This window comes from Cytobacillus sp. ABV4_503, from assembly GCF_056158445.1.
Window position 1 is genome coordinate 1,792,428 of sequence record NZ_JBSWTH010000001.1, and the last position, 12,352, is coordinate 1,804,779.

A 12,352-nucleotide genomic window follows, 5' to 3' on the forward strand; every position below is an offset into this window, starting at 1 on the left:
GGAAAGGAATGGACTATGACAGAACTGTTATTAAAATATTTCCGAACAAAGCAGCGGGAAGTTCAGTCAGAAAGAATTTATGATACGCAATGTCCTTTCTGCAGTATGCAATGCAAAAAGCAGGTGATTGAACAGTCCGTCGTAACAAGGAAAAAATATCGGGTTCTAGGAAAAGAGAATCCTGCATCACATGGACGTTTATGCATTAAAGGGATGAATGCCCACCAGCATGCAATGCATCCGGACCGCCTGCAGTATCCATTGCTTAAAGTAAATGGTAAGTTCGAACCGATTTCCTGGGATAAAGCGATGAGAATTATGAAGGAAAAATTCCAATGCATACAAGCTATGCATGGATTTAATGCCTTATCCGTGTATGGAGGGGGATCCTTAACGAATGAGACAGCGTACCTTTTAGGCAAATTTGCTCGAGTGGCATTAAAAACGAAATATATTGATTATAATGGGAGGTTCTGCATGTCTTCAGCAGCGGCTGCTGCTAATCATGCTTTTGGCATGGACCGGGGAATGACGAATGGACTGAATGATATTCCGCTGGCTAAATGCATTATACTGGCCGGCACGAATATAGCCGAATGCCAGCCAACACTTCTTCCTTATTTTGAAAAAGCAAAGGAAAACGGATCCTTAATTATAGTAATAGATCCGCGGGAAACTGCGACAGCGAAAATGGCTGATTTGCATTTAAAACCGAGGCCAGGCACTGATTCAGCATTGGCAAACGGGATATTACAGGTTTTGCTTGCAGAAAACGAGATTGATCTTTCTTTTATTTACGAAAGAACGAACGGCTTTGCAGAGCTTAAGGCTTTTGTTGAAACGATTAAGCTGGAAGACATTGAGGCATTGACCGGAGTGCCATCCAGCCAAATTAGAAAAGCGGCTATCCTGTTTGGCAAAGCTGCAACCGGGATGGTTTTTACAGCAAGGGGCGTTGAACAGCATACGGATGGATACCAAACTGTAAGGAATTTTATAAATATTCTATTAGTTACAGGAAAAATCGGCAAAGCCGGCTGCGGATATGGGGCAATCACCGGCCAGGGAAATGGCCAGGGCGGACGGGAGCATGGCCTGAAAGCAGACCAGCTTCCAGGATACCGTTCCATTGAAAATCCGGAACACCGACGCTATCTCGCACGAGTATGGAATATAGACGAATCGGATTTGCCCGGCAAAGGTGTTTCTGCATATGAAATGATGGAGAAAATCGGCCGGGGTGAAATAAGAGGAATGCTGTTGATGGGCTCAAATCCAATTGTTTCGAATCCCAATGCAGAGTTTGTTAAAAACGCATTGGAAAAACTCGAATTCCTTGTTGCGGCTGATCTATTTATCTCTGAAACTGCCGAGCTGGCAGATCTGATTTTGCCGGTGAGTTCTTATTTGGAGAATGAGGGAACAATGACGAATCTTGAAGGACGTGTTATGCATCGTCCCTGTGCCATGCCCAGCACAGGATTAGTAAAACATGATTGGCAAATACTTTGTGAGATTTCAAGATTTTTAGGGAAGGAAGAGTATTTTTCTTTTTCAGGTCCTGAAGAAATCTTCAATGAACTGAGAGAAACCAGCAGAGGCGGTATTGCAGATTATTATGGAATTGACTATAAGCGTCTTAAAAATGGAGATGGGGTTCTGTGGCCTTGTCCTGATTCTGCCCATCCGGGAACAGATAGGCTTTTTGAAAACAGTTTTGCCCACAAAGACCATAAAGCAGTCATGATTCCTGTACCCAGCAGGGCAGAAGCAGAAAAAGAGACACCTAATAGGAATTATCCCCTTTACCTTACAACAGGCAGAGTCGTTTCACATTATTTGACAGGAGTTCAGACAAGAAAGAGTGCTTCACTGGCAGCCAGGAATGTTGAATCTTTTGCCGAAATACACCCTGAAACTGCCAAACGATTTGGCATTGGGAACAAGACGCTTATCAAGATTGAATCAAAAAGAGGCAGTATTGTGGTTAGGAGCCATTTGACGGCGGCTATTAGGAAGGATACAGTTTTCGTTCCATTTCATTGGGCTGAGACTCAAAACGTCAATCTCCTGGTATCGAATCAGCTCGATCCAGTTTGCCGTATGCCTGGTTTTAAAATAACAGCTGTTAACATAAGCCGTTTAGAATGACCATTAGCAGGACGAGAATGATCCATAAAAAAATCAAATGACCGGGAGGCTTTTTAATGGGAAAAAAGAAATTGGTTCTTGTTGGAAATGGAATGGCTGGCGTCAGGACTGTAGAAGAAATTTTAAAAGCTGCTCCTGAGAAATTTGAGATTACTATATTTGGCAGCGAGCCCCATCCCAATTATAATCGTATTCTGCTATCAAAAGTTTTACAGGGGGATACAGATGTAAAAGATATTACACTGAATGATTGGGAGTGGTATAAAACAAATAACATTACATTATATTCAGGAGAAACGGTGGTAAAGGCAGACCCGGACAGGAAGGTTGTCATCTCTGATAAAGGGAGAATAGAGTCTTATGATGAGCTTATTCTTGCAACAGGCTCCGTTCCATTCATTCTTCCTATACCCGGATCAGATAAGGAAGGGGTAACAGCTTTCAGAGATTTGGAGGATACTGATAAAATGCTTCAAGCATCCAAAAAATATAAAAAGGCGGCGGTCATTGGCGGTGGCTTGCTTGGTTTGGAGGCTGCGAGAGGCTTATTGAATTTAGGTATGGAAGTGTCAGTGATCCATATATCACCTTATTTGATGGAAAGGCAGCTGGACGAAACAGCTGGAAAGCTTTTGCAAAAAGAGCTAGAAGATCAAGGAATGAATTTTTTGCTTGAAAAGCATACAGAGGCCCTCATTGGGAATGAACGAGTAGAAGGATTAACGTTTAGTGATGGCACAATGCTTGAAGCTGATCTGGTAGTCATGGCAGCTGGCATCCGTCCAAATATAAAGCTTGCGCAGGAGATCGGTTTACAGGTCAACCGGGGCATCGTGGTCAATGATTATCTTGAAACGAGCATTTCCCATATTTATTCAGTCGGAGAATGTGCCGAGCATGAAGGAATTCCTTATGGCCTGGTCGCCCCGCTCTATGAACAGGGAAAAGTGCTGGCCAAACATATCTGTGGAAAGAAAACAGATCCCTATAAAGGTTCCGTTCTCTCTACTCAGCTAAAAGTATCGGGAGTAGAAGTATTCTCCGCGGGAGATTTTTTGGAGGATCAAGAGAAAAAAGCATTAAAAATATTCGATGACCATGAAGGAGTTTATAAAAAAGTCGTGTTTCGTGGAAATAAAATCGTTGGTGCCGTTCTGTTTGGCGAGAGCCAGGATGGAAATCGCCTGTTCTCAATGATTAAAAAGCAGGCCGACATTTCTGATACGGCAAAGGTTTCCCTATTGCAGCCGATCGGGAGTGAAGAAGGAGGAAGCCATGCTGGTGAAATGACTCATGAGGAAATTATTTGCGGATGCAACGGTGTTACCAAAGGAATGATCGTTGAAGCCATACAATCGGAAGGCTGCACAACAGCAGATCAAATCAAAGCATGCACAAGTGCTTCCCGTTCATGCGGCAGCTGTAAACCACTTGTAGCTGAACTGCTTCAGCATACTCTTGGCGCGGTTTTCGACGAGAGTGCTCAAAAGGAGGGGATTTGCAGCTGTACTTCCTTTTCGAGAGATGAAGTGGTAGAAGAAATTCGATCGAAGGGACTAACCCATGTAAAAGAAGTAATGAGTGTCCTTGGCTGGGATTCAGAAGAAGGCTGTTCTAAATGTCGTCCTGCCATCAATTATTATTTGGGAATGGTCAACCCAACCAGCTATGATGATGAACGGGAATCTCGCTTTGTTAATGAAAGGATGCATGCCAATATACAAAAAGATGGAACCTATTCGGTTGTTCCAAGAATGTACGGAGGAGTGACAAATTCGAATGATTTGCGCAAGATTGCCGACGTCGTTGATAAATTTGCAATTCCGCTGGTAAAAGTAACAGGGGGCCAAAGGATTGATTTATTCGGTGTAAAAAAAGAGGATTTGCCTAAAGTTTGGTCCGATCTGGATATGCCATCAGGGTATGCATATGGAAAATCACTTCGCACTGTCAAAACATGTGTCGGTGAGCAATTCTGCCGCTTCGGAACACAGGATTCCATGGGCGTTGGGATAGCACTGGAAAAGAAATTTGAAGGACTGCAGACGCCGCATAAAGTGAAAATGGCAGTATCCGCCTGCCCGAGAAGCTGTGCTGAATCAGGCTTTAAAGATATCGGCTTCATTGGAATTGATGGAGGATGGGAAATCTACGTTGGCGGCAATGGAGGCACCCATGTAAGAGGGGGAGATTTACTATATAAGGTAAAAACAGATGACGAATTAATGGAAGTCACAGGCGCTTACCTTCAATACTACAGAGAAACGGCTAATTATTTGGAACGTACCTCCGCGTGGGTGGAACGGGTTGGTTTGACTCACGTCCAGTCTGTTCTGAATGATAAAGAGAAGCGAAAAGAGTTAAATGCACGAATGAATGAGGCCCTGTCAGTTCACAAAGACCCATGGAAAGAGATTATTAATAACAATAAAACAAAAACGGAATTGTTTGAGAATCTCGTAAGAACTTAAAAGGGGGAGTTTCGTTTGGTTAATAAAAGCATCATTAAAGTTCTGGTTGGCTCCATACAAGATTTGCCCGTGAAATTGGGGAAAACAGTGAAGGCTGGCGGAATAGATATCGCTGTGTTCCGTTTATCTAATGGCAAGGTCCGTGCAGTGGAAAACCGCTGTCCACATAAAGGCGGTGTACTGACTGAGGGCTTGGTCAGCGGAGACTCCGTTTTTTGCCCCATGCATGATTGGAAAATCTGTCTGGAAGATGGCAAAGTTCACGCGCCAGATATCGGCTGTGTCCAGACTTATAAAACAATTGTTGAGAATGAGACAGTCTATCTTATAATAGAAGAATAATAAGATCAGGCTGGAGGTATACGGATGAAAAAGCTGGAAGGAAAGAAAATTGCTCTATTGGGGTCTAGAAAAATCGAAGAAATAACAAAAATTGTAGAAAACCTGGGAGGTGCTGCCATCAGCAGGCCAGCGCAAGGAACGTCCCTGCGTATAGACACAAAATTGAAAGAACATATTGGCCTTATTACCTCAGGTGAGTTTGATTGGATTATTTTTACAACTGGAATCGGAGTAGAGACCTTGTATTATACCGCTCAGGAAATAGGAAAGGGAGAAGAATTTATTAAGGTTCTTCAAAATTGCCAAATTGCAGCAAGAGGGTATAAAACAGTTAACATGTTAAAAAAACTGGGTGTCACACCAAAGGTTCGGGATGATGATGGAAGCACGGCAGGACTTATCAGAAGCCTCGGAAGCTATTCACTGGAAAACAAGAAGGTGGCTCTTCAGCTTCACGGTGATCCTGCACCTAAGCTGATTCAATGGCTTGATGTGCAGAAAGCTCAATATGAAGAAATTCTTCCCTATATTCACAATCCGCCGGAAACTAAAGTCATGGAAAAACTTCTTTCGGAGCTGCTGGGAGGGGAACTGGATGCGGCTGTTTTTACCAGCACCCCGCAAGTGAGACATTTATTGCATTTTGCGCGTGAACAGGGTGCTGAAAACCAATTGACAGAGGTTTTCTCGCAAAAAGTAATTGCGCTGGCAGTCGGAAAAGTTACAGCACAAGCGTTATTTGATGAAGGAATTGACCGGGTTATTTATCCGGAACACGAAAGGATGGGCAGCGCAATTGTAGAGCTGTCCAGCTATTATCATAAAAACTCCGAGAGATAATAGGAAGCATAGGGGTGGGATTTTGAAGAAAGGGAAAGTATATCTTGTTGGTGCAGGCCCTGGGGATGAAGGCTTAATTACTGTTAAAGGGTTAGCAGCCATAAAAAAAGCTGATGTAATCTTATATGACCGCCTGATTAATCCAAAATTGCTGGAATCTGCGCCTTCTCATTGTGAGCTGATTTATTGCGGGAAGTTTCCGAAACAGCATTTTCTGAAACAGGAAATCATCAATGAGATTTTAATAGACAAAGCCATTAAGGGATATAATGTAATCCGTTTAAAAGGCGGTGACCCGGGAGTTTTTGGCCGGGTCGGGGAGGAAGCGGAAGCACTGGCGGAACAAGAAATCCCATATGAAATTGTACCAGGCATTTCTTCAGGAGTTGCTGTGCCTTTATATGCAGGAATCCCTGTGACACATCGTGAATATGGAATTTCTTTTGCGCTGGTATCCGCCCATGATAAATCCAATGAAGGGAAACCTGATATTGATTGGAGCGGATTAGTCTCAAGCGTGGACACGATTGGCTTTTACATGGGAGTAACCAATATTTCATATATTGCAGATAACCTCATCCTTCACGGCAAGCCGAAAGAAACTCCAGTGATCCTTATCCAATGGGGAACCTATGGCAGACAGAAAACAGTGCAGGGTACAATAGGGGATATTGCAGAAAAAGTAAAGGAAACAGGAATACAAAATCCGGCAATTACTTTAGTTGGCGGTATTGTTTCTTTAAGAGATAAATTAAAATGGTTTGAAAACAAGCCTCTTTACGGAAGGCAGATTCTTTTAGCACGTACAGGCACTGCAAGAAGCACTTTGGCAGCACAGCTGCAAGAACAGGGGGCAGATGTAATCGAGATTCCGAAATGGACGAAAAAAGATGTTCCTTCAAATGATAAAATACTCAATCAGCTTTTCACGTATAAACGCATTTTATTCACATCCCCGGAATGCACGAATGAGTTCATTGATTTATTGATTAATAGAAATATAGATATAAGAAATGTTCAGGCCGATTTATATTGTTTGTCCAAAAAATCATTGAAAGTCATGAACGAACGGGGATTAACCGGCCGGCTTGCAGCTGAAATGAACTTGGGTGGACCGTTGCTGATCGTGGGGAATCGGAGTTTGAATGTAAAAAAAATCCCTTATATCGAGCCGGATGGAAATCATGATATTCTCCAAACCAGTGATACAATCCTTGATGAATCTTTTATTCCTGTTGTTGGACATATGCTAAGGGAGGCAACTTTAGACACCATCATATTCCCCAGCAGTTCCTCTGTCGATGCCTTTATGGAGAGTGTGGGCTATTATGGCATAGAGCCAGATGACTTGATCAAAAAGCTATCAATCGTATGTATGGGAAAGAGTTCAGGCCAGCAAATAAACGCATACGGTTATACACCTGATTTTGTCCTGTCAGCCCCAAATGAGTTTGAATTAGCTAAGGCTTTAATTCAGGAGAAAGAGCTGGAAAGCATAAAATGATCATAACGGTACTCTAATCCGGCCACCTATTTAGGTGCCGGCTTTTATTTTATTGGGAAGCCTATATTTTAGAAAAATATTGAAAAGGCTTACACAACCTGATAATATTACAGCGTAAACGTTTTCGTAACAAATATAATACAGCAATTTAAAGCAGGTGGGATATGTCCTATACAATCAAAGATGTTGCCAAAAAAGCAAATGTATCCATTGCAACAGTTTCCAGGATATTGAATGGCCAGGGAGGCTATTCGGAAAAAACAAAATTCAAGGTTCTTAGAGTGATTGAAGAGCTGGGATACCAGCCAAACGCAGTGGCAAGAGGATTAATAAACAAAAGAACACATACGATTGGGGTGCTTTTCCCTAAGCTTTCCAGTTCTCTGGTAACCGATCTCCTGGATGGTATTGAAAAGGCAGCAAATGACAACGGTTCCAGTGTGATCGTCTGCCATACAGAATCAAATGGTGAGAAAACGATGAAATATCTCCAGCTGCTTTTCGAAAAAAGGGTAGACGGGATAATTTTCGCAAGTGAAGTATTAAAAGATGAGTATTATCAATTTGTAACCAAAACCAAGATGCCGATGATTCTGCTTTCGACAGAGTCCTATGCGTACCCGGTGCCTTTTGTAAAGGTCAATGATCTTCATGCAGCATATGCTGCAGCTAAGCATTTAATCGACACGGGGCATGCAAAAATTGGAATGATAAGCGGAAACAAGGATGATATCATCGCGGGGATTCCAAGGATTGATGGCTTTAAAAAAGCTCTATTTGATCATGGCATACCACTGGGTTCCGAAAATATTGTGTTCAGCAGGGGGTTTACATTCCTTGATGGGGTTGAAGGCTTTAAAAAGCTTGTCGAACAGTTCCCGGATGTAACGGCGATATTTGCAGCAAGTGATGAAATGGCTATCGGTGCCTTATCAGCAGCTTATCATTTGGGATTTAAGGTACCTGATGAGATATCTGTTATGGGGTACGATAATTTGGACCTTGCTGAGATGTCCATTCCGCCGCTGACCACAGTTGAACAGCCTCTCGCAAAAATGGGTGAGGCTGCTGTGGAAATGCTTTTTACCATAATGGAAACTGGCGAAACTCCTGAAAGCCGCATTATGCCGCATAAAATTATTGAAAGAATGAGTGTGAAAGAGAGGAAATAACAACTCTCTTTTTCTCAGCACAAATTACGTAAACGTATACGTAATTAAGCTAAAAAAAACAGTGGTTGGATTAGTCATATTATATATCGTTTTCAATCTTTCCTTTAATGTGTTTATCTATTTTGACTACATTCGTGCTAATCCGGAAGGTGCAACGGCATGTGGTGTTTTCTGGAAAGTCATTTTCCCGCTGCTTGCGCCAATGATTACTGTGTACATTTTGCCCAGATTTGGATTATCTGCGGTGTGAGGAAGGTTCAATAAAATAAAATTATTCTTTGATCGGAGTTGTAAATATTGAACAAAACATGGTGGAAAGAAAGTATCATTTATCAAATCTACCCAAGAAGCTTTAATGATTCCAATGGGGACGGAATTGGCGATATCAACGGAATTACTGAAAAAATTCCCTATTTAAGCGAACTGGGGATCGATGTCATATGGCTATCCCCCGTTTACCAATCGCCTAATGATGATAATGGCTATGACATCTCAGATTACCGCAATATCATGGACGATTTCGGAACGATGAAGGACTTTGACGGTATGCTGGGTAAAGCCCATGAGCACGGCATCAAAATCATGATGGACCTTGTAGTCAACCACTCTAGCGATGAACACCAGTGGTTCCAGGAATCACGAAAATCTAAAGATAATCCCAGCAGAGATTATTATATCTGGAAAAAAACTGACAACGGGGAACCTCCAACGAATTGGGGCGCTGCGTTTGGCGGAAGTGTATGGGAATATGATGAACAAACAGGCGAATATTATTTGCACCTTTTCAGCAAAAAGCAGCCTGACCTGAATTGGGAAAATCCTGTTTTAAGAAATGAAGTGTATGAAATGATGCGCTTCTGGCTGGACAAAGGCATTGATGGATTCCGCATGGATGTCGTCAATTTCATTTCAAAAGATACCAGCTATCCACAGGGGGAGATTCGTGAAGGACACAAATATGGGGACGGCAGCAAGTATTATATGAATGGACCAAGAATTCATGAATTCCTGCAGGAAATGTACAAAGAAGCCCTTAGCCCATATGACACCATTACGGTTGGCGAGATGCCTGGTGTAACAGTTGAAGAAGGCAAGCTCTATACAGGCAAGGACAGAAATGAATTGAATATGGTCTTCCATTTTGAACATGTCGGGCTTGGCGACGGTCAGTACGGCAAATGGGATCCACGACCTTGGAAACTGACTGAACTGAAAGAGATTTTCAGCAAGTGGCAAAAGGGTCTTGAGGAAGATGGCTGGAACAGCTTGTACTGGAGCAACCATGACCAGCCTCGCGCCATCTCCAGATGGGGAAATGACTCTGACGAATACCGCGTTACTTCTGGTAAGATGATTGCGGCATGCCTGCATATGATGCAGGGGACACCTTATATATATCAGGGCGAAGAAATTGGCATGACAAACGTCAAGTTCAATGATATCAATGATTACCGTGATATTGAAACGTTAAATGCATACCATGATCTTACACCGGATTCCTTAACACATGATGAAATCTTTAAAGGCATTCATGAGAGAGGCAGGGATAATGCGCGAACGCCTGTTCAGTGGGATGCCAGCCCGAATGCAGGCTTTACAGGCGGAACCCCCTGGATCAATGTGAATCCAAATTATGAGGGGATTAACGCCGAAGCAGCTTTAAAAGATGAAGATTCCATCTTCCATTTTTATAAGAAGCTCATTCAGCTTAGAAAGCAAAATGAAGTGATTGTTTATGGAGCATTCGATTTAATCATGGAAGAAGATGAGGATATCTTCGCCTATACAAGAACTCTTGGTGATGACCAGCTTCTTGTGATCTGCAACTTCAGTGAAGAAACTCCTGACTTTAAGCTGCCAGACCATGTCCGGTACTATTCTAAGGAACTGCTGATTTCCAACTTGAATGCAGATGAAAATGAAGAAATTGAGAACCTGCCGCTAAAGCCATATGAAGCTAGAGTGTATCGTTTGAGGAAATAAAGAAGGGCCTGTTTAGGGCCCTATTTTTAAGTAGAAATGTTGAAAAATTGATGCAGAGCATGAAGGATGCCAGCCCAGCAGCTGATTTACCGAATACTGGGAAAAATCGGCAGTAAAAGGAGATAAACTGAAGACAAAAGAGAATCTGGATGAATAACGACGAAAAAGAAGAGGGTGCACTAAGAATGGTAGTTAATCGGAGGAAATAACACCGAAAAAGAAGAGGGTGCACTAAGAATGGTAGTTAATCGGAGGAATAACGCCGAAAAAGAAGGTAGTGCAGTAAGAATGGTAGTTAATCTGAAGGAATAACCACAAAAATAGTAGCCATGCCTCCCAATATGCGAGTCAATTACAATAAAAAATAACAAAAATTAACCCGCTCCCGCTCCTTCTTAAAAAGCATCTTATCCAAAAAAATCCTGCAAACCACAGAACATCATTTCTTTCTCCCCAACCCTCCCTATGCTATCATTAACAAATAGTCTATTCTGGGAGGATTCATCTTTGAAAAAGGACTTACTTGAAAATGCAGCAGAATTTATCAAAATGTTTTATAGTGAACAGAATAAAAGTCCTGCTGAACTAAACAACAGACTAAAGGAAATTGAATATTCAATTGCAGAGCATGGGTTTTATGAACAAACTTTTGAAGAACTGGAATTTGGTGCAAAAGCTGCCTGGAGAAATAGCAATCGCTGCATAGGAAGGCTTTTTTGGGATCAGCTGACGGTTTTGGACAAACGGAATGCGAAACAAGAGGATGAAGTATTTTCTGCTCTGTTTGAACATATACAATTTGCCACGAACAATGGCAGGCTCCGTTCGGCCATCACCATCTTCTCTCCAGACAATTCCGAACACAAAATCAGAATTTGGAATCATCAGCTAATCCGGTATGCAGGCTATGAGACTGCCGATGGAATTATTGGCGATCCCCATTCCATCCCTTTTACCAAGCAATGCATGAAATTGGGCTGGAAGCCGAAGTACGGCAAATTTGATGTGCTTCCATTAGTAATACAAATAAACAATCAAACTCCCCAATTAAGGGAAATACCTGAAGAGCTGATTCTTGAAGTAGGGATTGAGCATCCAGAATATAACTGGTTCAGTGATCTCGGTTTGAAATGGTACGCAGTCCCGATGATATCGGATATGAGACTGGAAATTGGGGGCATTTCTTATAAGTCAGCCCCTTTCAATGGCTGGTATATGGGTACTGAAATCGGTGCACGGAACCTTGCAGACGATTTTCGTTATGATATGCTCCCGCAGATTGCATCATTGATGGGGCTGGATACCAGGACGCATTCTTCGCTTTGGAAGGATCGGGCACTGGTGGAATTGAATGCAGCCGTATTGCATTCCTTTAAAAAAGAAGGGGTCAGCATAGTTGACCATCATACTGCTGCACAGCAATTCAGAAAATTTGAAGAGAACGAAAAGGGTCAGGGAAGGGATCTGACCGGTGATTGGACCTGGCTGATCCCGCCCGTATCCCCTGCTGCTACACAGATTTTTCATAAACAGTATAATAATGAAGTGAAAATGCCTAATTACTTCTATCAAGATACTCCTTATCAAAAATAAAAGCCGGCATCGATCATGCCGGCTTTCTTCATTGGTTACATCATTTCTTCATCACTGGTTCTCCGGTCTGTCTTCTCAGGAGGAATCTTTGAAAGCTGATCTATGGGCTCCATCATTGATTCAAGAAGACCTCCTTTACCTTGATTCTGTTCTTCCGTACTAGCTGGCTGAGTATGCTCGCGTTTGTCCATCATTTCACCTCATTTAATATTTTTCATAGAATTTACTTCCCGCTTCATGATTATTCCAAAAATCGAGAAGTCATAGGTTAAATTCCCTGCCAATGGAAATAATGG

The 12,352-nt window shown here is 42.3% G+C and carries 9 protein-coding genes; 8 read left to right on the forward strand and 1 reads right to left on the reverse strand.

Translation table 11 applies throughout. The features are described 5' to 3' along the window. The first annotated feature begins 15 nt into the window (after positions 1 to 15). From nasC to ACXAD1_RS09070, 8 genes are all read left to right on the forward strand, one after another. Complete coding sequence (gene nasC, locus ACXAD1_RS09035; protein ID WP_474909865.1) at positions 16 to 2,151, forward strand: assimilatory nitrate reductase catalytic subunit NasC; 2,136 nt, start codon at positions 16 to 18, stop codon at positions 2,149 to 2,151. A 56-nt stretch (positions 2,152 to 2,207) separates the two neighbouring features. Beyond that, complete coding sequence (gene nirB, locus ACXAD1_RS09040) at positions 2,208 to 4,622, forward strand: nitrite reductase large subunit NirB (protein ID WP_474909866.1); 2,415 nt, start codon at positions 2,208 to 2,210, stop codon at positions 4,620 to 4,622. Positions 4,623 to 4,637: 15 nt separating this feature from the next. Continuing rightward, positions 4,638 to 4,964: a nitrite reductase small subunit NirD gene (gene nirD / locus ACXAD1_RS09045; RefSeq protein WP_206836978.1), complete on the forward strand. Its 327-nt coding sequence runs from the start codon at positions 4,638 to 4,640 to the stop codon at positions 4,962 to 4,964. A gap of 24 nt (positions 4,965 to 4,988) precedes the next feature. Continuing rightward, complete coding sequence (locus ACXAD1_RS09050) at positions 4,989 to 5,804, forward strand: uroporphyrinogen-III synthase (RefSeq protein ID WP_474909867.1); 816 nt, start codon at positions 4,989 to 4,991, stop codon at positions 5,802 to 5,804. A 22-nt stretch (positions 5,805 to 5,826) separates the two neighbouring features. Beyond that, on the forward strand, positions 5,827 to 7,308 hold the full coding sequence (gene cobA / locus ACXAD1_RS09055) for a uroporphyrinogen-III C-methyltransferase (protein WP_474909868.1): 1,482 nt from the start codon (positions 5,827 to 5,829) through the stop codon (positions 7,306 to 7,308). A gap of 164 nt (positions 7,309 to 7,472) precedes the next feature. Beyond that, entirely contained in the window at positions 7,473 to 8,480 is a 1,008-nt protein-coding gene (locus tag ACXAD1_RS09060; protein ID WP_474909869.1) for a LacI family DNA-binding transcriptional regulator, read from the forward strand. A gap of 297 nt (positions 8,481 to 8,777) precedes the next feature. Continuing rightward, positions 8,778 to 10,463, forward strand: coding sequence for a glycoside hydrolase family 13 protein (locus tag ACXAD1_RS09065; RefSeq protein ID WP_474909870.1), 1,686 nt, complete (start codon positions 8,778 to 8,780; stop codon positions 10,461 to 10,463). Between the two features lie 507 nt (positions 10,464 to 10,970). Then, positions 10,971 to 12,056: a nitric oxide synthase oxygenase gene (locus ACXAD1_RS09070; protein ID WP_474909871.1), complete on the forward strand. Its 1,086-nt coding sequence runs from the start codon at positions 10,971 to 10,973 to the stop codon at positions 12,054 to 12,056. 35 nt (positions 12,057 to 12,091) lie between these two features. On the opposite strand, the gene ACXAD1_RS09075 is transcribed toward ACXAD1_RS09070, so the two are convergent. Continuing rightward, positions 12,092 to 12,250, reverse strand: a complete 159-nt coding sequence (locus tag ACXAD1_RS09075) for a hypothetical protein (RefSeq protein ID WP_206837721.1) — start codon at positions 12,248 to 12,250, stop codon at positions 12,092 to 12,094. Positions 12,251 to 12,352: the final 102 nt, after the last annotated feature.